28 protein-coding genes and 2 other annotated features are annotated in these 26064 nt (G+C 33.5%); of the genes, 4 read left to right on the top strand and 24 right to left on the bottom strand.

Annotated elements, in window-relative coordinates; all coding sequences use genetic code 11:
* Positions 1 to 53: 53 nt before the first annotated feature.
* Complete coding sequence (locus MN581_RS04455; protein WP_117972491.1) at positions 54 to 605, bottom strand: CvpA family protein; 552 nt, start codon at positions 603 to 605, stop codon at positions 54 to 56.
* 20 nt (positions 606 to 625) lie between these two features.
* A complete protein-coding gene (gene zapA / locus MN581_RS04450) occupies positions 626 to 1096 on the bottom strand; it encodes a cell division protein ZapA (protein ID WP_158559368.1) in 471 nt (156 codons plus the stop codon).
* A 152-nt stretch (positions 1097 to 1248) separates the two neighbouring features.
* Here zapA and rnhC point away from each other — a divergent pair, with 152 nt between their 5' ends.
* Positions 1249 to 2175, top strand: coding sequence for a ribonuclease HIII (gene rnhC, locus MN581_RS04445; RefSeq protein ID WP_241699273.1), 927 nt, complete (start codon positions 1249 to 1251; stop codon positions 2173 to 2175).
* 172 nt (positions 2176 to 2347) lie between these two features.
* Positions 2348 to 4537 carry an amidase family protein gene (locus MN581_RS04440; RefSeq protein WP_241699272.1) on the top strand — a complete coding sequence of 730 codons (2190 nt, stop codon included), beginning with the start codon at positions 2348 to 2350 and terminating at the stop codon, positions 4535 to 4537.
* Between the two features lie 30 nt (positions 4538 to 4567).
* Here the strand turns inward: MN581_RS04440 and MN581_RS04435 are convergent, their stop codons facing one another.
* The 9 genes from MN581_RS04435 to pepA form a co-directional block, all read right to left on the bottom strand.
* Positions 4568 to 4978, bottom strand: a complete 411-nt coding sequence (locus MN581_RS04435) for a GNAT family N-acetyltransferase (RefSeq protein WP_199500884.1) — start codon at positions 4976 to 4978, stop codon at positions 4568 to 4570.
* 38 nt (positions 4979 to 5016) lie between these two features.
* The gene (locus MN581_RS04430) at positions 5017 to 5163 is read right to left on the bottom strand and encodes a hypothetical protein (RefSeq protein WP_158559366.1); all 147 of its coding nucleotides are present in this window, start codon (positions 5161 to 5163) and stop codon (positions 5017 to 5019) included.
* Between the two features lie 87 nt (positions 5164 to 5250).
* Positions 5251 to 5574: a DUF1292 domain-containing protein gene (locus tag MN581_RS04425; protein WP_117972487.1), complete on the bottom strand. Its 324-nt coding sequence runs from the start codon at positions 5572 to 5574 to the stop codon at positions 5251 to 5253.
* 68 nt (positions 5575 to 5642) lie between these two features.
* A complete protein-coding gene (gene ruvX / locus MN581_RS04420) occupies positions 5643 to 6062 on the bottom strand; it encodes a Holliday junction resolvase RuvX (protein ID WP_117972486.1) in 420 nt (139 codons plus the stop codon).
* On the bottom strand, positions 6059 to 6328 hold the full coding sequence (locus MN581_RS04415) for an IreB family regulatory phosphoprotein (RefSeq protein ID WP_117972485.1): 270 nt from the start codon (positions 6326 to 6328) through the stop codon (positions 6059 to 6061). The genes ruvX and MN581_RS04415 overlap by 4 nt, the downstream gene beginning before the upstream one ends.
* A 91-nt stretch (positions 6329 to 6419) precedes the next feature.
* Positions 6420 to 7037 carry a YtpR family tRNA-binding protein gene (gene ytpR, locus MN581_RS04410; RefSeq protein WP_117972484.1) on the bottom strand — a complete coding sequence of 206 codons (618 nt, stop codon included), beginning with the start codon at positions 7035 to 7037 and terminating at the stop codon, positions 6420 to 6422.
* A gap of 28 nt (positions 7038 to 7065) precedes the next feature.
* The gene (locus MN581_RS04405) at positions 7066 to 7521 is read right to left on the bottom strand and encodes a universal stress protein (protein ID WP_117972483.1); all 456 of its coding nucleotides are present in this window, start codon (positions 7519 to 7521) and stop codon (positions 7066 to 7068) included.
* Positions 7522 to 7535: 14 nt separating this feature from the next.
* Entirely contained in the window at positions 7536 to 7847 is a 312-nt protein-coding gene (locus MN581_RS04400) for a thioredoxin family protein (protein ID WP_117972482.1), read from the bottom strand.
* A gap of 7 nt (positions 7848 to 7854) precedes the next feature.
* Complete coding sequence (gene pepA / locus MN581_RS04395) at positions 7855 to 8931, bottom strand: glutamyl aminopeptidase (RefSeq protein WP_117972481.1); 1077 nt, start codon at positions 8929 to 8931, stop codon at positions 7855 to 7857.
* Positions 8932 to 9106: 175 nt separating this feature from the next.
* Here pepA and MN581_RS04390 point away from each other — a divergent pair, with 175 nt between their 5' ends.
* Positions 9107 to 9466, top strand: a complete 360-nt coding sequence (locus MN581_RS04390; RefSeq protein ID WP_117972480.1) for a PepSY domain-containing protein — start codon at positions 9107 to 9109, stop codon at positions 9464 to 9466.
* 98 nt (positions 9467 to 9564) lie between these two features.
* On the opposite strand, the gene MN581_RS04385 is transcribed toward MN581_RS04390, so the two are convergent.
* The 11 genes from MN581_RS04385 to MN581_RS04335 all read right to left on the bottom strand — a co-directional run bounded on the left by MN581_RS04385 (position 9565) and on the right by MN581_RS04335 (position 22363).
* The gene (locus MN581_RS04385) at positions 9565 to 10326 is read right to left on the bottom strand and encodes a (S)-acetoin forming diacetyl reductase (RefSeq protein ID WP_117972479.1); all 762 of its coding nucleotides are present in this window, start codon (positions 10324 to 10326) and stop codon (positions 9565 to 9567) included.
* Positions 10327 to 10561: 235 nt separating this feature from the next.
* Entirely contained in the window at positions 10562 to 13264 is a 2703-nt protein-coding gene (locus MN581_RS04380) for a YhgE/Pip domain-containing protein (protein WP_117972478.1), read from the bottom strand.
* Positions 13258 to 13755 (bottom strand): Rrf2 family transcriptional regulator, encoded by a 498-nt coding sequence (locus MN581_RS04375; protein ID WP_117972477.1) that lies wholly within the window; start codon positions 13753 to 13755, stop codon positions 13258 to 13260. Before MN581_RS04375 ends, MN581_RS04380 begins: the two co-directional genes overlap by 7 nt.
* A gap of 154 nt (positions 13756 to 13909) precedes the next feature.
* Positions 13910 to 14593, bottom strand: a complete 684-nt coding sequence (locus tag MN581_RS04370; RefSeq protein ID WP_117972476.1) for a metal-dependent hydrolase — start codon at positions 14591 to 14593, stop codon at positions 13910 to 13912.
* A 338-nt stretch (positions 14594 to 14931) separates the two neighbouring features.
* Positions 14932 to 16137: a M20 family metallopeptidase gene (locus MN581_RS04365; RefSeq protein WP_241699271.1), complete on the bottom strand. Its 1206-nt coding sequence runs from the start codon at positions 16135 to 16137 to the stop codon at positions 14932 to 14934.
* Positions 16138 to 16161: 24 nt separating this feature from the next.
* A complete protein-coding gene (locus MN581_RS04360) occupies positions 16162 to 17013 on the bottom strand; it encodes a MetQ/NlpA family ABC transporter substrate-binding protein (protein WP_117972474.1) in 852 nt (283 codons plus the stop codon).
* Positions 17014 to 17034: 21 nt separating this feature from the next.
* Complete coding sequence (locus tag MN581_RS04355) at positions 17035 to 17715, bottom strand: methionine ABC transporter permease (protein ID WP_117972473.1); 681 nt, start codon at positions 17713 to 17715, stop codon at positions 17035 to 17037.
* Complete coding sequence (locus tag MN581_RS04350) at positions 17699 to 18778, bottom strand: ATP-binding cassette domain-containing protein (protein WP_117972472.1); 1080 nt, start codon at positions 18776 to 18778, stop codon at positions 17699 to 17701. Before MN581_RS04350 ends, MN581_RS04355 begins: the two co-directional genes overlap by 17 nt.
* Positions 18779 to 18843: 65 nt before the next feature.
* Positions 18844 to 19083, bottom strand: a binding site (T-box leader).
* Positions 19084 to 19120: 37 nt separating this feature from the next.
* Positions 19121 to 19356: a binding site (T-box leader), on the bottom strand.
* Between the two features lie 52 nt (positions 19357 to 19408).
* Positions 19409 to 20440: a branched-chain amino acid aminotransferase gene (locus MN581_RS04345; protein ID WP_117972471.1), complete on the bottom strand. Its 1032-nt coding sequence runs from the start codon at positions 20438 to 20440 to the stop codon at positions 19409 to 19411.
* A 139-nt stretch (positions 20441 to 20579) separates the two neighbouring features.
* On the bottom strand, positions 20580 to 21743 hold the full coding sequence (locus MN581_RS04340; protein ID WP_241699270.1) for an MFS transporter: 1164 nt from the start codon (positions 21741 to 21743) through the stop codon (positions 20580 to 20582).
* Positions 21744 to 21805: 62 nt separating this feature from the next.
* Positions 21806 to 22363 carry an XRE family transcriptional regulator gene (locus tag MN581_RS04335; RefSeq protein WP_117972469.1) on the bottom strand — a complete coding sequence of 186 codons (558 nt, stop codon included), beginning with the start codon at positions 22361 to 22363 and terminating at the stop codon, positions 21806 to 21808.
* 205 nt (positions 22364 to 22568) lie between these two features.
* Between MN581_RS04335 and MN581_RS04330 the strand changes: the two genes are divergently transcribed.
* On the top strand, positions 22569 to 23984 hold the full coding sequence (locus tag MN581_RS04330; RefSeq protein ID WP_117972468.1) for an MFS transporter: 1416 nt from the start codon (positions 22569 to 22571) through the stop codon (positions 23982 to 23984).
* 40 nt (positions 23985 to 24024) lie between these two features.
* Here the strand turns inward: MN581_RS04330 and truA are convergent, their stop codons facing one another.
* Positions 24025 to 24765 (bottom strand): tRNA pseudouridine(38-40) synthase TruA, encoded by a 741-nt coding sequence (gene truA, locus MN581_RS04325; RefSeq protein WP_117972467.1) that lies wholly within the window; start codon positions 24763 to 24765, stop codon positions 24025 to 24027.
* A gap of 217 nt (positions 24766 to 24982) precedes the next feature.
* Positions 24983 to 25993, bottom strand: a complete 1011-nt coding sequence (locus MN581_RS04320; RefSeq protein ID WP_117972466.1) for a LacI family DNA-binding transcriptional regulator — start codon at positions 25991 to 25993, stop codon at positions 24983 to 24985.
* Positions 25994 to 26064 lie beyond the last annotated feature (71 nt).

Below are 26064 nucleotides of genomic sequence, written 5' to 3'. Positions count from 1 at the left end.
TTCCTAAAATACGACTTATGTAAATAAAGAGCCCATTTTACTAGGCTCTTCTTTTATAAAATAATTTGTTTAATCCACCACTGATACAAACTAGATGACAGTATTGGGGTATGTTCAATCATCGCTCTAGCAACACCTGAACTAGCAAAAGCATTTTGAATAAAACCTAGTGGTATCATGCTTATTATCGTTAACACGATGACTAATCCAATATAGGTTAAAGCAAGATTAATTAATCCTCCAACTAACTGGTTACTTTTATGAAGCAATGGAATAAAAGTTAATCTGTAACACAACATACCGACAAATTTTGTTACCAAATAGCCTACGACTAAAACAATTAAAAAGCCAAATGCTGCATAAAAAGCTTTATCTAAATCAAATATCAGCTGATTATCAAAAACAGCTAGTTTCGTTGTCTTTGTTGGCGCAGGATAAGGGATTAATAGTTCAATTTTTTTTCCTACAGATTGATACATGCTTTTTGCCATAAAAAAACTTAACAAATAGCCCACAAAATAAACCAACTGTAAAGTAAAACCTCGTCGATAGCCTGCATAAAATCCTGTCAATAATACTAAAATACTAATTATTGTTATAACCATTGAAAAACCTACTTATTTTTTTATTTGTTTGATTGTTGTTTTTTCTTCTGATGATTGTTGCGTTTAATTTTTTCTTTTGCTTGTTCATTCACAATTTTTTGAATCTCAATCTGATTCAACATCTCTTCATCTGTTAACTCTCGATTTTCTTGTATCACTTTTTTTCGTGTTTCTTTTTCTCTTGACTCGATTTTATCAAGACGTTCTTCTAACTTCTTCATTTTTTCTAGTTCATCTTCTAATTCACTAATATCTTTTTTTAAGTTTAAAATTGTTTCCTGCTGTTTTATTTGAACAGATAGTGTATTAATCGCTAATAAGATAGCAGCCTGTTCTGTTGATAGCTTAGGAGCATGTTTCATAATTGTTTCAAGCTGCTCGTTTGCCAACTGATTAACAATATCCATATGATGATGACTTTCTTTTCCTATGATTGTATATGTATTACCAGCAATGGTTGCTTTATATCGTTTGTTCTCTTCAAAAGCCATTTTAAATCCTCCCATAAATCCTTCACTAAAAGAAGCAACTTAATTATATATGACTTTCTTTTAATTGACAATTCAGCAAGTTGTACCTTAAGAATCATTCATGATAAAAACATGTTATACTTAACATAAATTTTTTAAAAAGGAAGTTGAATATGCAACAAACTATAACATTATTAGCCTCTGACAAGCTAATCAGTGAACTAACAACAGCTTATGAATCATATTTCCAAAAAACACCCCCATACGCATTATTTCAAGCCAAAATTCCTGGAGTAGTTATCACAGCTTATCAATCAAAAAAAGTTGTCTTTCAAGGAGTCAACGCTGAAAAAGAAGCCGCTATGTGGGAAAAGCGTGGAGCTAATACGACGCAAAAAAAACAATCTTCTAGTTCTTCAAACTCGTTGCCAAAAGATTTTGCTTCATGGAACGTTGTGGGGAGTGACGAGGTTGGAAATGGTAGCTATCTTGGACCAGTTGTTGTCTGTGCTGCTTATGTTGATGACACACATATGCCACTATTAAAAGAGTTAGGCGTAAAAGACTCAAAAATGTTAACGGATCATGACATTAAACGGATTGCCAAAGAAATCATCCATGTCATACCTTACCGAAAACTAGTATTAACACCAAAAAAATATAATGAAATCCAACCAGAATACAATGTCAATCGAATGAAAGTTGCCTTACATAATCAAGCCATCTATCTTTTAATGCAAGATATCAGCCCAATTACCCCTAAAGGTATACTAATTGATCAATTCACTCCTGAATCAAACTATCGCAAATACTTATCAAAAGAGCAAAATCGGGTGACTAAACCTCTTTACTTTACAACGAAAGGTGAGCAATATCATTTGTCTGTTGCTGCAGCTTCTATTATCTGCCGAGCAGAATTTTTAACTAGTTTAGAAAAAGCAAGTCAAGAACTTGGATTTACTATGCCTTCAGGTGCTGGACAAAAATCAGATATAGCTGCTGCTAACATCATCAAAAAAGGTGGCATGCCCCTTTTAGAACAATATGCAAAAGTTCATTTTGCCAATACGCAAAAAGCCTACCATTTAATTAATCGTTAAATACAAAATTGTTTTGTTTATTTTGGAATATGTCTTCTAGTAGTGGTATTTTATAAAAAATTACACATTTTCGTCTTTTCCGTCAGTAAAAGAACGACGTAAAAAATTTACGTCGTTCTTTTTTGATCGTTTTTGATTACACTTGAAGAAGTTTGTAAAAAGGAGAAAAAATATGCCGATAAAAAATCATATAAAATTATTACTTGCCACAGCAGTATTATCTGTTGGTATACATACTCATGCCGTAGAGGTTCCTGTCGCTACAACTAGTAGTTCAACCATCGTTACTGATACACCACAACACACGAATCTAACAACTGATGAGTACATTTCTATGAGCGCTACTGATTTAGCTAAGCTAGTAAGAGAGAAAAAAGTTACAACCGAAGAATTAATTGATTTAGCTTTTCAAGTCAATGACATAGAAAACCCACGAACAAATGCTTTAATTACAACAAGAAAAGACCTTGCTTTAAAAGAAGCAAGCGAGATGGTCGATAACGGTCAACCATTTTTTGGTGTCCCTATTGTAATGAAAGGATTAGGTCATAGTATCGTTGGTGGAAGTAACTCCAATGGGTTAGATTTTAACAAACATGTCACAACAAAATTTAACGGGCGTATTGCCAAATCATTACAAGATTTAGGCTTTGTTATCATTGGTCAAAGTAACTACCCCCAATTAGGATTGAAAAATGTGACTGATTCGACTCTTTATGGCCCTACTGGAAGTCCCTGGAATCCTAACTATCAAGCCGGTGGGTCTTCTGGTGGCTCTGGTGCTGCCGTGGCATCTGGTGTGGTGCCTGTTGCGTCTGGTAGTGATGCTGGTGGCTCTATCAGAATTCCAGCATCATGGAATGGTCTTGTCGGATTAAAACCTTCTAGAGGCATCATTTCAGGAAATGCTAAAACTGGACAAGTCGTCAATTTCCCACTTGCTAAAAATATGGAAGACACAACAGCTTTGTTTGAGAATCTATTAACATCTGATATTAATCCTACACCGGCTAATCTTACTGGTATAAAAGTAGGTTACACCACTACTTCACCTGTTGGGACACCTGTCAGTGATGATGCTAAACAAGCTGTTATGAACGCTGTTAACTTTTTAAATTCAAAAGGATTTGTCACTGAAGAAATCTCTATTCCAGTTGATGGGATTAAACTAATGCATGGTTATTATGAGATGGCAACTGCTTCAGGTAGTTTAGCCAACTTTTTAGCTAAGCAAACATTAAAAAGAAGTTTACATATAGACGATGTTGATCCAGTTACGTGGGCTCTTTACCAAGCGAGTGAATTGGTTCATAAAGAAGACTTAGAAAAAGTCAATGCTTATAACGATGAGGTTAAAGAAACAATGGAAGCTTTGTACAAAGACTATCCTTTAATATTAACGCCAACTACGGCTTCAACTGCTCCAGGGCTAACTGAATCTTTACTAACACCAGAATACGCTGAACAAATTAAACATATTGATGAGTTAAAAACAAAAGATGAACGAATGAAAGTTGTCTACGATCAATGGTTAAATTCATTGGCTTACACACCTTTTACTCAGTTAGCAAATTTAACTGGCCAACCTGCTATTAGTTTACCAACTTATGTCAGCAAAGGTAATTTACCTTTAGGAATACAATTTAATGCTGCGACAAATCAAGATAGACTTTTACTAGAAATAGGAAAATTATTTGAAGAAAATAATCAATTTAAGCAACTACACACTAAAAAAGATGTAGTCATTCCTGAAACAAGCGATACAATGACGTCCTCTACTGAATCGACAACAGAAACTGAGTCTAGTTCTTCTTTAAGTAGCGAAAGTGAAACAAGTCAGACAAATAACACTATCAGTCAATCTGAAAATGAGTCGACACAAGAAACAACTAGCGTAACAGATACAATACTTTCAGAAAGTAATACTGACTCTACAACTCAAACGATAAGTGACGAATCAAAGAATTCTACCACTAGTACTTCCGAGACAACAGATGTAACAGTAAGTAGTAGTCAACAAGAATCAAGTTCTACGTCATCCTCTTCTACTCTAATAACTGAAGATGATAATACTTTAGTCACTCCTGCTCCTGAAACAACTGATAGTACAGAAATAAGTTCTAGTAAACAATCAAGTCAATCAGCCAGTTCAGAGACTAGTGAAACAAGTAGCCAGACAGACACTAATTCTCAGAAAACAGTTTCTAAAAATAAAAAAGTAAACAATGATAATCAAGAACTAAACTCTTTATCTCGTCTTCCTAAAACAGGAGAGGTTGTTCAAAAATATCTGCCATTCATAGGAATTCTAATCATTGGTTTAGCAGCTATTTTTTGGTATATGAAAAAGAAAAAACAATAAACATAAAACTGACAGTTGATTTATTCACTGTCAGTTTTTGTATACCATAACTAATTCAATTTCATTTGTGTCCTCATCAATTTGAGTTTCACTAATTTTAAATCCTTCTTTAGTGTAAAAATTTACTGCTTGCTTATTTTTTTCATAAACAGTTAAAGATAATTCTTCAAAATCAACTTTTGCTCGTTCTATTAGTTTATTTCCGATACCTTGCCTTTGATAATCAGACGATACAAATAATCCCGCTATATAGCTTTCTAAAATACCTAAAAAGCCAATAATTTTTCCATTTTCATCTGTTGCTATATAGATATCTGCTTTAGGTAGCTCTTTTTCTACAAACTCTATATTGTCTTCCCAATATGAATTAGCTATATAGGAGTGGGCCTTTTTGTTAGTATCAAGCCAAATCGACATAATATCTTGTAATTGATTTTCCATTAAAACCTCTAATTTAGTGATCATCTTAGCATCCCTTCCTAATATCTTTGCATGAAAGAAAACAATGGATAAGTTAAAATCCCAATTAATATACCTAATGTCATATCTTTTATAACATTTCCCAAAACAATCCCGATTAGAAGACTTAAAAATAATACAGTATAGCTTCCTTTATACTTTTTCATTTACTTTCCCTCTTCTCAAACTTCCAAAACTCTACAAAAAAAGCTAAACCCAATCATATCAAGGGTTTAGCTCTTATTTTAAGATGTTTAATCTTCTTCTGCTTCGAATGCATTGAAAACTTCTTCAATCATATCCCATTCAGCTTCTGTTTCAATTTCCATTAAACGACCTTCTGCTTCGTTATCTTCTTGCTCATAAGCATAAGCTAATAATTCAACTTCTTCACCTTCTGGTGTACTTGCATCATATAATAATACATAATCTCTACCGAATTGTTCTTTACCATCAATTGTTAAGTGAATACGAAATAATACTTCATTTCCTTCATCATCAATTAACGTAATTAAATCATCTGCCTCATGTTCATGATCGTGGTTACAGTCATCTGTGTGTACATGTTTATCTGTCATCATTTATTCCTCTTTTCTGTTCATCTTTGCTTCCTCTTCATTATACAAAAAAAAAGATAAAAAGGCTATTAAACCTTTTTATCCAAATAATTTTGAAGAATCATTACAGCAGCTAATTTATCAATCACTTTTTTTCGCTTGGCTCGAGACGTATTAGCTTGCTCAACTAACATTCTCTCAGCTGCGACAGTTGACAATCGCTCGTCTTGATAAACGACTGGTAAATTAAAGGTTTCTTTTAATAAATCACCATAAGCTATTGCTGCTTCTGCTCTTGGACCAATCGTATTATTCATGTTCTTAGGTAAGCCAACCACAAATTCTTCAACTTCGTATTGTTTGACTAAATCTGCTACACGTTCAATACCGAACTCGCCTTCATCTTCATTAATTTTTATAATTTCTAACCCTTGGGCTGTCCAACCAAGTAAGTCACTTACGGCAACACCAACAGTTCTAGATCCTACATCTAATCCCATTTTTCTCATAATAGATCGATACCATTATGCACTAAATAGTTTTTTACCAATTCTTCCATAATTTCGTCTCTCTCATGACGACGAATTAAATTACGAGCATCTTGATAACGCGGAATATAGGCTGGGTCTCCTGATAATAAGTAACCAACAATTTGATTAATAGGATTATAGCCTTTTTCTTTTAGCGCCATATAAACAATCGCTAATGTTTCACTTACTTCACGTTTATTGGCATCCCCAAAATCAAATTGGACTGTTTCATCAACAAAACTCATTGCAATTCCCCCCTTTAATATGTCTCTATGTTATTTTAACTCATAGTGTTTGAAACAACAATTAATAACTCAAACTTTTACAAAGTATTAATTATTGAGGTAAATTGAAGCGACTTCCCACTTCATAGCTATCATCTAGCTCTAAAATTCCTTTTTCTTTTGGTGCATTTGGTAAGTGTAATTCTTTTGCAGAACAAACCATACCAAAACTTTTCACACCACGTAATTCTCCAGGCCAAATAATTAAGCCATCAGGCATCATAGCACCTACTTTTGCAACAACTACCTTTAAACCAGCTTTAATGTTTGGTGCACCACATACAATTTGTAGATGTTCACCATTATCAACCTCAATGTCGTTTACCGTTAAGTGGTCAGAATCTTCATGTGGTATACATGTATGAACATATCCCACAACAAATTTTGGCGAATGATCTACTTCAAACTCATGAGAAAATCCTGCCTCTTTTAATGTCAAATTAAGCTCAGTAATTTGTGATGATGATAACTCGATTTGGCCATTTCCATTTAAATTAGTAATATGATCTGACGCATCAAAAATATTCCAACCCAAAATGTGATCTGTTTCATTTTCTATAATACAAGCTACATTATCTTTTTTAACAACAGATACTTCTTTACTATTTCCTTTTGCTACAACAATAATCAGCGTGTCACCAACTGCTTCTAAATTATAACTAACAATCATTAATTTTTTCCTCACCATTCTTTTTGTTTTACTCAGGTCGAACAACTAAGACATCACATGGTGCTGTTCGTATAATATGATCACTCACACTTCCCATAACTAATCGTTCTACCGCATTTAATCCTGATTGTCCAACCATAATTAAATCTGTATCATATTTTTCTGGCAGTTCTGTTGCCATCATCACTTTAGGGGAACCAAACTCTAAGGTTGCTTTTACTCGGTCATAACCTAAATCGTTTGCTATCTGGAGATAGCTCTCGAGCAACTCTTTTGCTTGATTAGTTTCTTCTTGAACAATATCTGGAGAAAAAGTAGAAAACGCCATAGTCCCGCCGTATAATTTATTTTCGATGATATGTGCTACAACGATATCTGCATTATTACGTTTTGCCACAGCGACAGCCTTTTCAAATGCTTGTTGGGCTTGTTCACTACCATCTGTTCCAACTAATATTGAACGATATTCTTGTGATTCTAACATACTATCTCCTCCTTTTATAATTCACTGATAAACGTCATAATTTCTTCTTTCGTTTTACGGTCTTTACTAACAAAACGACCTAGCTCTTTACCGTCTTTGATTGCTACAAAACTTGGAATGCCTAGTATTTCCCATTTTTGGCAAATATCGATAAACACATCTCTATCCACTTGGACAAACGTGTATTCAGGAAAACTCGCTTCAATTTCTGGCATGTCTGGTTTAATAAAGACACAATCACCACACCAATCAGCTGTAAAAAATAGCATGGTTTTTCCTTCTTCAAGTGGTTTAGCTAATTCTTCATACGTTGTTGGGATTAACATCTCTTCACTACTTTCCGTATATTATTGTATCAACTTCTGTTTTATCTAATGTTGTGATTAATTTCAAGACCATTTCTCTTGCAGCTTCATAGTCTTTGATACTAAACATGGTTTGATGAGTATGGATATAACGACCTGGCACACCAATTACCGCACTTGGAACCCCGTCATTGACTAAGTGTGCTGCACCTGCGTCTGTTCCACCTTTTGAAACAAAGTATTGATAGGGAATGTTATTATCTTCTGCTAACTCAAGGATATATTCACGCATGCGACCTAACATAATCATTCCTGGATCAAATATTCTTAATAAGAATCCTTCATCTAATTGACCGTTTGCATCTTTTTTACCTGACATATCATCAGCTGGTGAGCAGTCCACTGCAAAGAATAAATCAGGTTTAAATTTGTGAGTCGATACTTTTGCTCCACGTAACCCAACTTCTTCTTGCACGTTTGCTCCTGCAATTAAGGTATTTGGTAATTCTTGACCATATAATTCTTCTAAAACATCTAACACCAGTGTACAACCATAGCGATTATCCCACGCTTTTGAAATGAGTCGTTTACCGTTTGCTGTTTTAATTGTTTCAGCTTGAGGAACAATCCCGTCTCCTGGACGTACGCCAAATTCTTCTGCTTCTTCTTTTGATACAAATCCTGCATCAAATAAAATATCCGCAACATCTATTCCCTTTTGCTTATTTGCTCCTCTTAATAAATGCGGTGGAACTGATGTCGAAATAATTGGATAGTCACCTTTTTTTGTTTGTAACGTAAATCGTTGTGCCGATACAGTGTAAGGATTCCATCCACCTAAAGGGACGACTCTAAACAATCCATTTTCTAAAATTTGACTCACCATAAAACCAACTTCATCCATGTGAGACGCTAACATGATACGTGGTGCTTCGTTTGATTTGTTTTTACGAATACCAAACACACCACCTAATCCATCATATTCTACTTTATCAACAAATGGTGTCATTTCTTTAGCCATAACCCGTCGCATGTTGTCTTCAAAGCCACTGACACTTTGAATTTCAGTTAATGTTTTTATACGATTAAATAATTTATCATCCATGATTATCTACTAATTATATAATTAGTAGTTCACCTCTCTTTCTTCTTCACTTAATTATAACATAAGCAAAGCTTAGTCAAAAACCAATCACTTGATTTTTTAACTTCTTTTTTCTTTCCATTTTAATCATTTATGCTACAATAATAACATCAGTATTACCATAGGAGGTAACGACATGTTTCATAAAAAACAAAAAACAAAAGAAGTTTATCATCATGGATTAACGACTGGTTTAGGTATTGGTTTAGCAATGGGTGCCGTTGCTGGTGCTTTAGTCACAAAATGGTACAAAGAAAATAAAGTTCTTTCAGCAGACGATATTTTAGAGCAAGTAAAATCTGATTTTCTACAAGATGGCCCAATCGAAGGCTCTTGGATTCACTTTAAAAAGGAACCTTTAGACAAATTTGCTATTAAAACAGATGTCTATACAGGTGGTATTTCTCGTGTTGAAGAAGGACAACTTGTTCAATATGAATTTACAGCAGATGCTCATACTGGTTCAATCATTGATATCCATAAAATTGAAGATTAATAGATAAGAGTGTGTTGATTTTTTATCAGCACTCTTTTTTTCGTATAAAAAAACTCCCTCAGAAATGTTCCCGAGAGAGTTTAATTTATGACTAGATATTAATGGAATTGCATTCCACCATCTACAATAATTGTTTGACCAGTAATGTAATTTGAGTCTGGTCCTGAAAGGAATGATACCACACTTGCTACTTCTTCTGGTTCAGATAAACGTTTCATTGCAATATCTTTAGCAAAAGTTTGCATTCCCCATTCATCATCTTTTCCTGCATTTTTACCAACTTGATGAGCAATGTCATACATCATAGGTGTTTTAACAATACCTGGAGCATAAGCATTTACTGTGATTCCTTCTTCAGCTAAATCACGTGCCGCGATTTGAGTCATTCCGCGAACCGCAAATTTTGATGAACTATAAAGCATTAAATTAGGGTTTCCTACAACACCGGCTTGAGATGTTGCGTTAATCACTTTACCGCCGTGACCAAATTTACGGAACATTTCTGTTGCGATTTGAGTTCCCCATAATACTCCACCAACATTAATGTCATAAACTTTTTTGAAAAGTTCTGGCGTAATGGTTTCAATTGGTGTTGTTGGAGCAATCCCAGCATTATTTACCATAACATGCAAATCACCAAATGTTTCAACAATCACTTGAATAGCTGAAGCTAATTGTTCTCTATCAGAAACATCAGCTGTTGCAGCAAAAGCATTCTCTCCTAAGTGTTCAACCGCTTTTTGTGCGATGTCCTTATTATAATCAATCACACCTACTTTAAAGCCATCGTCATATAATCGTTTTGCAATAGCAAAACCAATTCCTTGTCCTGCTCCTGTAACTATCGCAACTTTACTCATAATTCTATCTCCCCTTTAGCGGGTTGTCTATTGTGACAATCAACAATCCTTATTTTTTCTTGTTTAGTATACTGCTACTATTAATTTGTTGCAAATTACTTTTTATTGTTATTTAATTTATTGCTAAATACCCACATTTTATGCTTTGTCAACCTTTTCATAAATACATTATTGTTTTATTTATAACAAAAAAGAACCTAGAGTTATTCTAGATTCTTTTTTATATAATTTAATGTTAATGAAGAATTCGTCCTTCTTTAAGGTTATCTCCTACTTTTTTAAAGATTCTCTCTGCTTTTGGATACAAAATATACCCAACAATGAAGAATCCGATTGTTATACTAATCAAAATAGTGATAGCTTTAAGTGCTGACGGCCAATAAATACCACCCACTGATTCTCTTAATAAGTTTACAGCATAGGTAAAAGGAATATAAGGGTTAATTGCTCTAAAGAACGGTCCTGACATTTCAATTGGGAAGTTTCCTCCACCTGCTGAAATAGAAAGAACCAAGATAATAATGGCAATTCCTTTACCAAGATTATCAAATAAAGCAACTAGCACATACACCATCATCATAAAGGCTAAATCAATAATTAAAGCAAATATCACATTCCATACTGGATTTTTTGTATAGGTTCCAAGGAGTAATTGATTTCCAACTGTTACAATTAACGCTTGGAAGAAACCTACTACCAAGAATGTTCCCATACGAGCTAAAAACTGTTGACGTTTTGAAAAACGCCCTACGTGTTCCTCGTCTAAATGGAATTTAGTTGATGCAATACTTGAAAATAAGACTGCCCCAACCCATAAACAAAGTGCTGTATAAAAAGGCGTACTTGCTGATCCATAGTTTGGAACAGGATACACATCTTTCGTTTTAAGTTTGACCGGACTAGAAATAAACTTACTCTCAGCATTAGCATCTCCCTTAAGATACTTCACTGCCTCCTCTAAATCAATGTCCTTTTCCCCTTTTCTAATGGCATTTGCTGCCTTTTGAACACCTTCTTTAACATTCGGCCAGTCTTCTTTAATCATCACTTCTGCTGCATTTAAAGCTGTTTCCAATTTAGGTGCCTTTTCATTAACTTTGGACATGGTCTCTTTTACATCATTTTCAATTCCAGGTAAATCATTTTTAATAAATAATGTTGCCTTATTCATTTTACTTTGAACAACAGGAAAATCATTTTTAAAAAAATCAGCACCTTGATTAATACCATTAATAATTAAATCCATATTGCCATTTAGCATAACATTAGCTGTATGAATCTCATCTTGAATAGCTGGCATCTCTTTTTGATAATCCTTCAAGAATCCTATTGCTTCATTAATAATACCTGTTGTATTTGTTAATAAACTATCCAACGTTTTCATTGTATTGTTATCAATAATTGTACCAGTAATGTTTCCGGCTGACGTTAACATGTGTTGAACATTTTTTAATGTTTGATCAACTTGTGCTTCAATTTCTTGTGGGTTGATTGATACAACAATCTGATTTAATGTATTGCTGATTTCAGTTAATTTTGCTTGTAATTGAGCAGGTGCGTCTGCGTAGCTTTCCCAATTATCTAAAATAGATTGAACGTTTGCCTGAGCATGACTCACATGTGATTCTAAATCATCTAATTGTGCCAATGCATTAGAAAAATCAGGTGCATTTGGTAAGGTAGATAATTGAGTCAATGTTTCTTTTAATGACTGAATAATTTGTAGTTGTGTGCTTAATTGGTTATCCAGTTTTACAAGTTGAGCATGAATTTGTGCTGTATGTGTTTCAGTATCTAATGCCGCAATATCAGCTGCTAATTTAGCTGACACTTTAGACAAGGTATCTAATACTTCCAATCCTTGTGTCAATCCTTCTGTCACTGTTGGCAACACATTTGCTATCTCTTGTAATTGTTTTTGTAAATCCGGAATCATGCCATCAGCTGTGTTAATCAACTCTGTCACGTCTGGTAACACTTTTTGTGCTGTTCCAATGACTTCTAACCCTTTTGTTGCTTCATTAATGGCCTCATCCATCATCTTCACAATTTTATCCATGTCATTGTCAGCTTTGTTTAACTGAGTTCCGGCATTTTTAATTTTTGGAATATTTCCTTGAACATCATAAACGATTTGACCATATTGGGCTATCTCAGGTAATTTTCCATTTAATGCCACAACTTTGTCCGTTGTTTTATTTAATTCAGGAATATAATCAACAAATTCATTAGCCAATGCTAGTTTTTGTTTAAATTCTGGCATTTTAGTTTGTAATTCCAAAACTTCTTTTGTATAGCCATCTATCTCATCAAGATTTTCATCTACTTTGATAATTTTTGACGTAATTTTTTTAATAGAAGGTAAATTGGCATCAAGGTTAAACCCAATCTCATTAAATACTTCTAATAATGTTTTACTAGCTGTTTCAATAAATTCTGTTGAAATAGTATCTTGAATGGTCCCAGCACCTTTATCAGATATTTTTGGTGCAATGGCATTAATTTTTTGGTTCACTTGATATTCAATTTCTGGATAATCAATTTCACCTTTAGTAAAACTTAAAAGATTCTCAGTGAAGTTCTTTGGTAAATAAATTCCTGCATAATACTTACCAGTTTTCACTTTATCATCAAGCTCTTGCTTTGATGACACAAATTGCCAGCCAATTGTTTTATTATCTTTTAAATTTTCAACTATCTCTTCACCAATATTGATTTCTTTACCTTTCAAATCAACTGTTTGATCATCGGAATAAATCCCAATCTTGATACCACCAGTATTTGAATATGGATCCCATAGTGCAGCAATGTTAAACCATGCATATAACGATGGGATAATCATCAATGCTATCATCAATACAAACGTGAGCTTGTTATGAAAAATCCTTTTCCAATCTAGTACAAATAAATCCCATACATTTTTTATTCTATTTAACATTGAATTGACCTCTCATCCTCTATAAAATCATTCCAATTTCTATGTGGTATTTCACCATACTCACGAAAGACATCAGATAATATATCTTCTACTGTGATTCTTTCTAATTCTTTGTTCCATTTTTTATCCGCTCGCGAAAAGCACTCGGCAATTTGTTCATCACCTGTTTGAGCAATTTTAGTAAAATCACTAAAAGCTCTCTCTAAAACACCCACTTTTGGAAATGAGTGAAACGGCTCTTCTATTGCTTCAACAATGTGTAATAGCGTAATATCAGATAACTCTTTTTTAATGTAAAATCCACCATTATTTCCAGATACCCCTTCAATAATATTTGAAACCACTAACTTTCTTAGTAACTTTCTAATATAAGAAGAAGAAACTGACAGTTTTTGATAAATTGCGATTGATGACACAGGTACGTCTTTTTCCTGTGTCGATAATAATGCCATGATTGCCAACGCTTGTTCCGTTGCATTGGTTAACTTCAAGTGATATCACTTCCTCTCATTCTTACATTCGGCTATTATAGACTTTTTTTATCCACAATGCAATAGAAAGGTTTCATTATTTTATCATTTTCAATACAACATGTTTTTGGAATAAAAAAAGAACAGTTCTATTCGGACTGTTCTCATATGATTTTTAAATACTAATGAACTCTCCTGGTTCTAATACTTTACCTGTATTTTCTGGTAATAAACCAATAAACTCATATGGATTTTGTTCTATAACAGGAAAGGTATTATAATGAATCGGTATAGTCAATTTTGCTTGAATAACGTTTGATGCTTTTGCAGCGTCTGCTATCCCCATTGTAAAGTTGTCACCAATTGGTAAAAAAGCGACATCTAAATCAAAATCATCTTTCAACAAAGATAAATCACTATAAAAAGCAGTATCTCCGGCATGATAAATTGACTTATTATCAATGGTAAAGATAAATCCAGCGGGTTCTCCCATATAAATCATCTCACCATCCAACTCATATCCTGAACTGTGTTGTGCAAAAACCATTTTAACTTGACCAAACGGAAAATCAAACTTTCCTCCTATATTCATAGGATGAACATTCTTAATTCCTTGACTTGTTGCAAAATGACAAATTTCTGGAATAGCAACAACTTGAGCATTGTTTTTTTTAGCTAAATAAACCAAATCCCCCACATGGTCACTATGTCCATGAGTAATAAAAATATAATCTATTTCCACTTTTTCTAGTGTTAGGTCTGTTAATTTATTTCCTGTAATAAATGGATCAATTAAAATACGAGTATGATCATCTGTTTCTATAATAACGACTGAATGACCATGATAGCTAATTTTCATATAATTTCCTCCTAACTTATTAGATAAATCAATTATACCTATTTCTATAAAATAACTCAAAAAACTGAATGGAATAATACCATTCAGTCATGCTTTAGACTTGTTTTTTTAGAAACATCTTAATAAAAAATAACTAGGGGGGATAGCTTATTTCTATATAAGATAAACAAATTATTTTCTTATTTTCAAGCCTAATGATTAACATAAAAAATTATAGTAGGGTCCAATCTCTATAAAGGCATGACCACTACATCTTTACTATATAATGTTAGTTTTTTTAAAAAGAGGGGATTGGTAATATCAATATAAAAATCTATTATATTGATAAAGAATAAAGATTAATTTCCTTGTATTTTTTGTTTTTTATGTTCTTCTTTTATTTCATTTAATAACTTGTCATCTAAAAGTAAATCCAACGCTGTTTCTGCTAACAACTGGGCAGCAATTCCTATTGAATTTAAACCTTTCTCACTTTTAGCGGCTGCTTTAAATTCTTCTGAATGACCTGCAATGTATTCATCAGAGATAGATACTGTTGGTTGAATGGTTGGAATCACTTGACTAACATTTCCAACATCGGAAGAACCGATATTTTGTCTTTCACCACTATATATTTCTTCTTCTGAAATACCGATTCTCTCAAAATGACTAACAAAAATATCATCAAATGTTGGTGTCACAATAATATCATCTACTCCATTTTGAAATAACCCAAATTTGTAATCTGCTCCTGTCGCAATTGACGCACCTTTAACAATATTTTCAACTTTTTGATAGACATCATCTAACGTTTTTCTATTAGCTGCTCTTAAATAAAAACGTCCAGACGCATATTCAGGAACAACGTTCGCAGCAACTCCCCCATTAGTAATAATGCCATGAATATTCACATCTTTTGGTAGATGAAGCCTTAGTCCATTAATACCATTAAACACTTGTATTAAAGCATCGAGCGCATTAACTCCCTTTTCAGGTGCTGCTGCAGCATGAGAAGCCACACCAAAGAATTCAATATCTACCGGATCGTTTGCTAATCCTAAAGCCGTCTTGCCATACTTGTGTGCAGGATGAACGCAGAGGGCGGCATCAACATCATCAAAAAATCCCTCTCTTACAAAACTACCTTTAGCTGATCCATTTTCCCCTCCTTCTTCTCCAGGTGTTCCATAAATGCGAATTTCACCACCAACTTCATCTATCACTTGTTTTAATGCACTAGCAGCTAAAACTGAATAGTTTCCAAATAAGTTATGTCCACATGCATGACCAATTCCAGGTAAGGCATCGTATTCAGCCAAAAATGCTAAAGTTGGTCCAGGCTTGCCAGATTTATATCGTGCATCAAATCCTGTATGGTGACCAGCAACATTTTTTTTAACGTCAAAACCTTCTTTTTTCAATTGATTAATTAATACATCTGATGAGTAAACTTCATAGTTACTGACTTCCGGATGGGCGTGTATGTCTAATGCTAGTTCTTTATATATAGGTAATTGTTTTTTAATATAATTTTTTATAATTGCTGATTGTTCTGCTCTTGTCATAGTCCTTTTCTCCTTTAAGTAGCCTTATTTTTTACCAAATGTATCCCATGCTGGAATACTTGAGCCTTTAGATGTTTCTTCAATCACTTTTTTCGTATCTTCTGTTTGATAAGCATCTACTATTTTTTGGTATGTTTCGTTATCTTCATCTTCTTTTCTTGCCACAATAATATTGACATATGGTTTTGATGTATCGTCTACTGGTTCTAAGAATATCGCATCTTTCGTTGGATGGTATCCAGCATCTACTGCCACACCACTATTGATAATAGCTGCTGCAACATCTTGTAAAGAACGAGGTGTTTGAGAAGCATCTAATTCTTCAATTTTTAAATTCAATTTATTCTCTGTAATATCACTCACTGTTGGTGATTGTTTTTTGGCTGGATCAACTTTGATTAACCCTGCTGTTTGAAGAAGTAATAACGCACGCCCCCCATTTGTTACATCATTTGGAATAGAGATGGTGTCTCCATCTTTTAGTTCTTTAACATCTTTAATTTTTTCTGAATAGATTCCCAAAGGTGCATTCACTGTATTCCCAATTGATACTAAATCTGTCCCATGTTCTTGATTAAAGTTATCTAAAAAGATTTGATGTTGGAATGAATTTAAATCAATATCACCACTATCTAAAGCCACGTTTGGTTGACTATAATCAGTAAATTTTACATATTCTAGATTAATTCCTTCATCTTTCAATCTCTTTTGTACATTATCCCAAACATCTGTGTCTGATCCGACAACACCTAATTTTACTGTCATTTCTTTTCCGCTTTTTGATTCAGATATTGCCTCTTTATTACCTGAACCACACCCTGTAACAACTAATAATACTACTGCAACTGCTACGATATATCCGACAAATTTTTTCATATTTCATTCTCCTTTTGATTGTTAATGGCTTATTTTTTTTATGATAAAGTTACTAATTCCCTGACAAATAAATACGATTAATAAAATAATAATCAATGCTGCCCAAGTGACATCACTTTGAAATCTATTATGGCCTCTTGATATGGCTAGATTCCCTAACCCTCCAGCCCCAACTGCTCCAGCCATCGCTGTTAACCCAATCACATTGATAATCGTGAGGGCTGAAACTCTGACAATGCCTGGTAAACCTTCTTTTAAATACACTCTAAAGATAATTCCTAAAGGACTTGTTCCCATTGCCTCAGCCGCCTCAATAACTCCCGGGTCAACTTCGAGTAACGCGACTTCAATCTGTCTTGCAAAAAATGGGACAACTCCTGCAACAAGTGGTACAAGTGCTGCTGTTGCGCCAATTGTTGTTCCTGCAATCACACGCGTCACAACATTTAATAAAGCCAGTAAGATGATAAATGGTATGGAACGAACTACATTCACAATTTTATCTAATAGGTGATACAAATATTTTTGTTCTAATAATCCACCTGGTCGAGTGACGACTAAAATAACACCAAATATCAAACCAAATATTCCCGCAATAATGGCTGTCCAAAACGACATGTATAATGTTTCAATAGTCGCTTGCTTAAATTCATCTGGAATTTGACTCACATTTGGTAGATAATTTTCAATTAACCTTTGCATAATGATTCACTCCTTCCACTTCAACTGGCTCATCTGCTTTAACGATTGTAATTTTCACGCCTTCAGCAATAAGATATGCTACTGCTTCTTGTCGTTTATCAATGTCACCTGACAAACTGACCACTAAGCTTCCCAATGGAACATCTTGAATAATTTCAACATTTCCATAAAGAATATTGGCTGATACTTGGAAACGACTGTACAGTTGTGAAATTAATGCTTCATTGGTTTGACTTCCTATATAAGATAATTCAATCAGCCAAATATCGTTGGATGAATCAATAAACGATTGACTATTCAGTATCGTTTCTAGGGCTTGATCAATATGTGAAGCTGTTCGAATAAATGTCTGAGTCAATTCTTTTTCCGCTTGGCTGAATAATGTGACACTGTCTCCTTTTTCAACAATCTCGCCATTTTCCATTACGGCAACTTTATTACATATTTCTTTAACCACCTGCATTTCGTGGGTAATAAGTACAATGGTTAGATTTAACCGTTTATTCAATTCTTTTAATAGAGATAAAATCTGTAATGTTGTTTTTGGATCAAGAGCACTTGTTGCTTCATCACATAAAAGAATTTCTGGGTCATTTGCTAAAGCTCTTGCAATAGCAACACGTTGTTTTTGCCCACCTGACAATTGGCTTGGATACGCGTCATGTTTATCAGATAAACCAACTAATTCTAATAATTCTGTTACTTTTTCTTTTCTCTCTTGTTTTGATTTTCCTGAATACTTTAATGAAAAATCAACATTATCAAAAATAGTACGACTTGCCATTAGATTAAAATGTTGGAAAATCATCCCAATGGACTGTCTCTTTCTTCTTAAATCCTTTCCCTTTAAATTGGTAATGTTTTCTCCTTTTATAATGACCTCACCTGATGTCGGTCGTTGTAATAAATTAATCACTCTCACTAACGTACTTTTTCCTGCACCAGAAAAACCGACAATGCCATAGATATCACCTTTATCTATAGTTAGATTAACATCTTTGACAGCATTAATTTGTCTGTCTGGTTGATAGAATGTTACTGATATATCTTTCAACTCAATCATTTTATTTCCTCCAAATTCATTTATAAAAAAACATCCTCAAGAAAACAAACCCTGTCATTTGTTTTCTTGAGGACGCTTGTGCGTGTTACCACCTCTAATTTGATTAATTCTCACAAATTAATCCTTATCGAGTACTATCATACTCTAGCAAGTTAACGGTTGCGCTCGTTATACTCTGACATCAAAATGCTCGAATATAAATTACTCCATGGCCATTTTCAATTGGTTTACCTTTCCTCTTCTCAGCTTCACGAGGTTCTCTGTAAAAAATAAAGTCAATCTACTTACCATGTCAATGTAGGTCTATAAAAATAAAAAAGCCCTTTTACATAGCGAACTATGTAAAAGGACGACTTATCGTGTTACCACCTTTTTTTAGAAGAATTTCTTCTTCCCTCATACCCGACAATGGATCTATCGGTGTTTCTTTTAACGGTGAAACTTTTTCCGAGAGCACCTACCTATCGATACTCTTTCCTCATAGGTCATTTTCAACTTATCATCACTTAACTCTTTTCACCAACCAGAGTCTCTCTAAAAAGCATCAAAGCTTACTTTCCTAATCAAACAGAACATTATTTATATGTTGCCATTAATCTACACGATTTTTTTAATCCTGTCAACATTTTTTTAATCTTTATTTAATGTTAACTCTACTTTTGTGATCCATCCCTTTGGTGCGTCAATATCTCCAAATTGGATTCCTACTAATTCATCATATAATTTTTTAGTTACTGGCCCTACTTCTGTTTCCGAGTAAAACACATGGAAATCATCGCCTACTTGTATTCCCCCAATTGGAGAAATAACAGCTGCAGTTCCACATGCTCCTGCTTCTTTAAACTCATCCAAATCTTTTAAATAAACATCTCCCTCACGAGTCTTTAAACCTAATCTTTCTTTTGCAAGATACAATAAAGAATACTTTGTAATACTTGGTAAAATAGATGGAGAGTACGGTGTGACAAACTCATCATCTTTTGTAATACCAAAAAAATTAGCAGAACCCACTTCTTCAATCTTTGTATGCGTTGCTGGATCAAGATAGATACAATCTGAAAACTGTTTTTCTTTTGCTAATTTACCAGGATAAAGACTCGCAGCATAGTTTCCACCAACTTTTACAGCACCTGTCCCTTGTGGCGCTGCTCTGTCATATTCTGACACGATAAAATTAGTTGGCTTTAATCCACCTTTAAAATATGGGCCTACAGGCGTACAAAAGACTGTAAATAAATATTCAGGTGCTGGTCCAACACCAATGGCATCACCAACACCAATTAATAAAGGTCTTAAATAAAGTGTCGCCCCGCTATCGTAAGGGGGACAAAAATTTTCATTTGCTTTAACCACTTTTTTTACAGCGTCAATAAACATCTCTTCTGGCACTTCTGGCATCATCAAACGATTTGCACTCACTTTCATTCGTTTAGCATTTTCATCTACTCTAAATAAATTAATTGAATCATCTTTACAACGATATGCCTTTAATCCTTCAAAGCACTGTTGTCCATAATGAAGTGCCATAGATCCTTCACTAATATGTAATGTGTTATCTTCTGTTAACTCACCTTCTGACCATTTACCATCTTTATACCGTGCAATGTATCGATACGGAGTTTTAATATAATCAAAACCTAAATTATTCCAATCTAATGTCATTAAACCCATCCCCTTTTTCTAATCATTCTCATTTTTTTCTCATTTTACCACACATTCTTTCTTATCTCTATCTTTTTCAAATTTTTCATAAACAAAATAAACATTAACAAGGTATAAAAATTTTTATACCTTGTTAATGTTAGATAACACGTTTTTTCGCTGAGTTAAGCCCAACGATTAATAAAATACTTGTCATCATTAATAAAATAATCAGAGATGACTGCCAAGTTTTTGTTACATCATGTAAAAAACCAAATAAAAAAGGACCTGTTGCTGCAAGTAAATACCCAACAGACTGAGCCATTCCCGATAGTTCAGCGGCTTGCTTTGCACTCGTTGTTCGTAAATTAAAAAACATCATGGATAAACTAAAAGCAATTCCTCCAGCTATACCTATTCCCATAATAGACAGAGTCACTATCTTCATATTATTTCCCATTAATCCTAAAATACCAAAAGCAAACAATAAAAAAGAAACCCAAACAAAACTTTTTTGATTTGGTCGTTTTTCAGCAATAATTGGCACAATAAATGTGATAGGCAACAACGTCATTTGCAGTAATGATAACATACCACCTGCTTGTGTTGTCGATAGCCCTTTGTCCACTAACATTTCTGGTAGCCACGCAACTAATACATAAAAAATAAAGGACTGAATCCCCATAAATAACGTGACTGACCAAGCAAGCGTTGACGTCCAAATGGATATATTCTCTTGTGAAACCATCTCTTGAACCTCTTTATCTTGACGTTTCAACTGAGGTAGCCAACAAATAAATGCTGTTAATGCTAAAATTGACCATAATCCCAAAGCAACGTTCCAGTCTAATCCAATTTTTCTTACTAAAGGAATACTGATTCCAGATGCAATTGCACCTGTTAAATTCATACTGACAGAATAAATTCCTGTTACTAAACCACTTTGATGAGGAAATTCTTTTTTTACAAGTCCTGGGATAAGAACATTACAAATCGCAATAGTTGCACCTAAAAATGTTGTTCCTAAAAACAAAAAAGTTAGTTGTGGGATAGCTCGTAAAAACATACCTAGTAATAAGACAATTAAAGCACCAAAAATTGTTTTTTCTATTGTCCATTTATTTGCTAATTTAGGTACAATTGGAGAAATAATAGCAAAAGACATCAATGGAATAGTAGTAATTAATCCCGCTTGCCCTCCTGAAAGTATTAAATCATCTGAGATAACCCCTATTAATGGTCCTACAGCAGTAATGGGCGATCGTAAATTCATCGCTACAAAAATAACTCCTAACAACAACACTTTATTTATTTTCTTTTCCATCATTAATCTCCTTAAATCAAAAAGTATATTATAATATATAAATATATATTATAATATACTTTTTAATATTTAACAACAATACTTAAAAGAGCATCCTCATCAGTTTCATTAATGTATTCATGAATGGTTCCAGAATAAAAATTAATCGTATCATATGTTTCTAAATGATAAATGTTACCTTCGACTTTTATAGCAATTTTCCCCTTCATTACCGTTAATACTTCAACAGATTCCTTTGGCTGATATTGTGCGGTATTAATAGAATTAGCCTTTAAGCATACTCTAAACACTTCAATATTATCTTCACGAAAAACAGGTTGCACCAGCCATCCTTTTGTTAAATCACTCATAAAATAAGCCATGGTGCTGACTTTAGATACAGTATTTGATACATTAGAGTAACCAATTAATTGGGATAAGGTCATATTTAATGCTTGGGATAACTTCCATAAAATATTAATCGTTGGATTGGTCCGACCATTTTCAATATTACCAATTGATAAAACACTCACGCCTGATTTTTTTGATAGTTGTTCCATCGTTAGTCCGGACTCTTTTCTTATCTTTCTAATATAGACACCTAACTGATGAACAACATCTTTTTCATTGCTTTCCACCATAAACAACCTGTCCCCCTAATTTATTCTTTCAACCTAGTTTATCATAAATATCGTAGTTTGTTTCTTATAAAAAATTCCCCTAAAAAATGAAACTTTGTAGTAAGATAATAAAGTAGTTTATTTATTATTGGTTATTCATTTCACTTACTTTATTCCAATGAATGATGTTAAACGCTATACCAATAGATTAATGGAGGAAAAATTAATGAAAACAATAAATCAATCACCTAGCAAAAATAGATGGCTTGTCTTAGTTGCGATTGGACTATTTACTTTCATGTCTACACTAGATGGAAGTATTGTTAATATCGCTCTACCAGTAATGTCAAAAGACATGCATATTCCAATGAATCAAGCAGAATGGATTGTATCAATTTATTTAATGACCGTTTGTGCTTGTTTACCACTTTTCGGTAAGGTTGGCGACAGTATTGGAAAGATTAAAATATTTCGTATTGGAACGATAACATTTGTCTTAGGTTCGTTATTATGTGGTGTCTTTCATACATTTGAACTCATCCTACTTTCTCGTGTTATCCAGGCGATTGGTGCTAGTATGACTATGTCAACAAACACAGGAATTATCACAGAAGTTTTTCCGTTAAGTGAACGTGGTCGAGCATTAGGGATGATTGGTGCTTTCGTGTCACTGGGATCGATTATGGGTCCTGGACTTGGCGGTGTCATTCTTGCCCAATTTTCTTGGGAATATATTTTTTTAATCAATGTACCTATTGGCATATTAACTATCTTACTTGGACAAAAAGTTTTACCAAAAGATTCAACAAAATCTGGGACTAAAATTGATTTTATCGGATTTATATTATTTGCCACAATTATTTTAACTTTATTTGGTGGCATATTTATCGGTCAAGAATTAGGTTATACACACACATTGCCTATTTTATTAATTATTATTGCATTGATAACGATGGTAATTTTTTACCGAATTGAGACAAAAAAGAACAATCCTCTCATTCAATTTTCTTTATTTAAAAATAAAGTATTTACGTTAAGTTTGTTAACAGCTTCTATGATTTTTGTCACAAACTTTTTTACAAATGTTGTGATTCCTTTTTATTTACAAAATACAAGAGGCTATTCTGCTAGTTTTGCAGGTATCTTAATGATGGTAGTTCCTTTTACTATGATAATTGGCTCTCCTGTTAGTGGATATATCACTGATAAAGTTGGTGCAAAATTATTAACTTTTGTGGGATTGATTTTAATCACTATTTCTCAATTACTCTATTTAACTTTAGGCGAACAAACATCTCTTATCTTTTTTATATTTGCTTCTATTTTTGTCGGTCTTGGAAATGCCTTATTTCAAGCACCCAATAACACTCTTGTTATGAGCAATGTCGAGAAAAAGGATTTAGGTGTAGCAGGTAGTTTAAATTCTCTTGCACGAAATTTAGGGATGGTGGTAGGAATTTCTCTATCAACAACTATCTTGTACGCTGCAATGAGTCAGCATTATGGACAAAGGGTTACAACTTATATAGCAGGACGTCCAGATGTTTTCATTTATGGGATGCATGCTGTTTATATCACTTCATTTGTTATTTGCTTCATTGCCACAATGTTAACTGGTATCAGATTCTTCAAAAAAGATTAAAAAAGAAGAAATGTGTCTCAACACGTTTCTTCTTTTTTTATTACTTATAAAATACCTCATCTAAAAATAAACCTTGTGCTGGCACTGTATCACCTGCTTGACTTCTAATACCAGTCTCAAAAATATTATCGATGTCTTCTACAGTTAAACGACCTACACCAATATCAAGTAATGTTCCCATCATAATGCGAACCATTTTATGTAAAAAGCCATCCCCTACAAAGGTAAATTGCAAAATGTCACCATGACGTTGAATGGCTATATCTGATATAGTTCGAGTAGTTGATTTTTTCGTTTTTTTCAATGCAGAAAACCCTCGAAAATCATGCGTTCCTTTTAATTTTTCACACGCCTCTTCCATTTTTTCTATATTTAAGTACTCTGGGACATGCATGCTATAATTTTTATAAAAAGCTGATGGAATACGATGATTCCAGACATTATAGCTATATTGTTTTCCCTTTGCATTATATCTAGCATGAAATCGTTCTGGCATATCATTAAGTTGTTTCACTACAATATCTTGTGGTAAGTATTGATGAAAAAAGTCTAACATCTCGTCCAAAGACATAGTTGATTCTGTTTTAAAATTAGCCACTTGTCCTTTTGCGTGAGTTCCTGCATCTGTTCTACCTGAGCCTATAATTTCTATTTTTTCACCAGTCATTTGATGAATAATATTTTCTATCTTGCCTTGAATTGTTTTATCAGAATCTCCTAACCGTTGCCATCCTTGATATCTTTTCCCATCATATTCAATCGTCATTTTTATGTTTCTCATATTATCATCAATCTCCTTTATCGTCTAACTGTCACTTTGTCTATCATGACATAATTTATTAGATTATAAAAGAATAATCAGTCCTACTTCATCTTAATTTACACCATATTGTCACGCAGAATTTATTTCAAATATTCAATTTAGTCATAACCATTAACCTTAATTTATCAACAAATACATTTTACATGAATTAAATATAAGGAACTATAACTTTACTTCAATAGATGATGTCCGACTTATAGCTGTCCTTTTTTGATGTTTTTCCTCGCCAAATTTTTACTGGAAGGATATATTCTTTCTCTGTTTCTTTTTTATTTATTCGTTTCATTAAAATATCAATTGCTATCTCTGCCATCTCGTCTATCGGTTGAATAATAGTAGTCAAATCTGGCAAAATACTCCGTGTCATAAGCGTCCCATCATAACCTACAAGTAATAAATCTTCTGGTACGCGTATACGTTTTTCTTTTGCAACTTGTAAAATTAAGGCCGCATCCATATCATTTGATGCAAAAATTCCATCTACATCTGGGTATGTTTCAAATAAATCATAAAATATTTTTTTCTTTTCTTGATAGGGAATATTAAAATCTAATGTTATTGTATTAGGTATCAAATCATGTTCCTTCATTGTTTCTTCATAAGCTATTCGACGACGTTTAGCTGGCGTTTCTAATTCACTAGGTCCATTCGTATGGATGATATTTTTTGCTCCTTGCTCAATCAATTCCTTAGTAGCAAATCTACCACCCTGATAATTATCTGACTCAATAACTGGAATGTCTTCATTCATCACGCGATCAATCGCCACAATGGGTAGATTTTGATATTTATATTCCTGTATTCCTTGATTATGCGTTCCAACAATTAAACCATCTACCTGCTCCGATAATAATTGATTTAAATAATCTGATTCTTTTTTGGAATCATTCATTGAATTACCAATTAATACTTTATAACCTTTTTCATATAGTTTCTTTTCTAATGCTTCAGCCAGCTCACCAAAAAAAGGGTTTGCTACAGTTGGAAATAGCAATCCAATAATATTAGTTTTTTTATTGTAAAGCTGCCTCGCCACCACGTTTGGTTGATAATTAAGCTCCTCAATCGCCTGGTTAACCTTATCAATCGTTTTTTGACTTAAGTATCCTCGATTATTTAATACCCGCGACACGGTTGTTTTTGATACATTTGCTCTTTTGGCTACATCTTCTAACTTCGGTCTCATAAAACTACCCCTCGTCATTTTTCTGTGTCTAGAATAGCATAAAAAAGGCCTTTATAACACTTCATTATAAA

This window comes from Vagococcus sp. CY53-2 (assembly GCF_022604695.1).
Lineage (GTDB): Bacteria > Bacillota > Bacilli > Lactobacillales > Vagococcaceae > Vagococcus.
Note: the sequence above shows the minus strand (reverse complement) of the source record. Positions and strands in the feature narration are given on the sequence as shown.

Bases quoted from the DNA above. Each gene is read 5' to 3' on its own strand.
- MN581_RS04455 (WP_117972491.1), bottom strand. From the start codon at position 605: ATGGTTATAACAATAATTAGTATTTTAGTATTATTGACAGGATTTTAT.
- zapA (WP_158559368.1), bottom strand. From the start codon at position 1,096: ATGGCTTTTGAAGAGAACAAACGATATAAAGCAACCATTGCTGGTAAT.
- rnhC (WP_241699273.1), top strand. From the start codon at position 1,249: ATGCAACAAACTATAACATTATTAGCCTCTGACAAGCTAATCAGTGAA.
- MN581_RS04440 (WP_241699272.1), top strand. From the start codon at position 2,348: ATGCCGATAAAAAATCATATAAAATTATTACTTGCCACAGCAGTATTA.
- MN581_RS04435 (WP_199500884.1), bottom strand. From the start codon at position 4,978: ATGGAAAATCAATTACAAGATATTATGTCGATTTGGCTTGATACTAAC.
- MN581_RS04430 (WP_158559366.1), bottom strand. From the start codon at position 5,163: ATGAAAAAGTATAAAGGAAGCTATACTGTATTATTTTTAAGTCTTCTA.
- MN581_RS04425 (WP_117972487.1), bottom strand. From the start codon at position 5,574: ATGACAGATAAACATGTACACACAGATGACTGTAACCACGATCATGAA.
- ruvX (WP_117972486.1), bottom strand. From the start codon at position 6,062: ATGAGAAAAATGGGATTAGATGTAGGATCTAGAACTGTTGGTGTTGCC.
- MN581_RS04415 (WP_117972485.1), bottom strand. From the start codon at position 6,328: ATGAGTTTTGTTGATGAAACAGTCCAATTTGATTTTGGGGATGCCAAT.
- ytpR (WP_117972484.1), bottom strand. From the start codon at position 7,037: ATGATTGTTAGTTATAATTTAGAAGCAGTTGGTGACACGCTGATTATT.
- MN581_RS04405 (WP_117972483.1), bottom strand. From the start codon at position 7,521: ATGTTAGAATCACAAGAATATCGTTCAATATTAGTTGGAACAGATGGT.
- MN581_RS04400 (WP_117972482.1), bottom strand. From the start codon at position 7,847: ATGTTAATCCCAACAACGTATGAAGAATTAGCTAAACCACTTGAAGAA.
- pepA (WP_117972481.1), bottom strand. From the start codon at position 8,931: ATGGATGATAAATTATTTAATCGTATAAAAACATTAACTGAAATTCAA.
- MN581_RS04390 (WP_117972480.1), top strand. From the start codon at position 9,107: ATGTTTCATAAAAAACAAAAAACAAAAGAAGTTTATCATCATGGATTA.
- MN581_RS04385 (WP_117972479.1), bottom strand. From the start codon at position 10,326: ATGAGTAAAGTTGCGATAGTTACAGGAGCAGGACAAGGAATTGGTTTT.
- MN581_RS04380 (WP_117972478.1), bottom strand. From the start codon at position 13,264: ATGTTAAATAGAATAAAAAATGTATGGGATTTATTTGTACTAGATTGG.
- MN581_RS04370 (WP_117972476.1), bottom strand. From the start codon at position 14,593: ATGAAAATTAGCTATCATGGTCATTCAGTCGTTATTATAGAAACAGAT.
- MN581_RS04365 (WP_241699271.1), bottom strand. From the start codon at position 16,137: ATGACAAGAGCAGAACAATCAGCAATTATAAAAAATTATATTAAAAAA.
- MN581_RS04360 (WP_117972474.1), bottom strand. From the start codon at position 17,013: ATGAAAAAATTTGTCGGATATATCGTAGCAGTTGCAGTAGTATTATTA.
- MN581_RS04355 (WP_117972473.1), bottom strand. From the start codon at position 17,715: ATGCAAAGGTTAATTGAAAATTATCTACCAAATGTGAGTCAAATTCCA.
- MN581_RS04350 (WP_117972472.1), bottom strand. From the start codon at position 18,778: ATGATTGAGTTGAAAGATATATCAGTAACATTCTATCAACCAGACAGA.
- MN581_RS04345 (WP_117972471.1), bottom strand. From the start codon at position 20,440: ATGACATTAGATTGGAATAATTTAGGTTTTGATTATATTAAAACTCCG.
- MN581_RS04340 (WP_241699270.1), bottom strand. From the start codon at position 21,743: ATGGAAAAGAAAATAAATAAAGTGTTGTTGTTAGGAGTTATTTTTGTA.
- MN581_RS04335 (WP_117972469.1), bottom strand. From the start codon at position 22,363: ATGGTGGAAAGCAATGAAAAAGATGTTGTTCATCAGTTAGGTGTCTAT.
- MN581_RS04330 (WP_117972468.1), top strand. From the start codon at position 22,569: ATGAAAACAATAAATCAATCACCTAGCAAAAATAGATGGCTTGTCTTA.
- truA (WP_117972467.1), bottom strand. From the start codon at position 24,765: ATGAGAAACATAAAAATGACGATTGAATATGATGGGAAAAGATATCAA.
- MN581_RS04320 (WP_117972466.1), bottom strand. From the start codon at position 25,993: ATGAGACCGAAGTTAGAAGATGTAGCCAAAAGAGCAAATGTATCAAAA.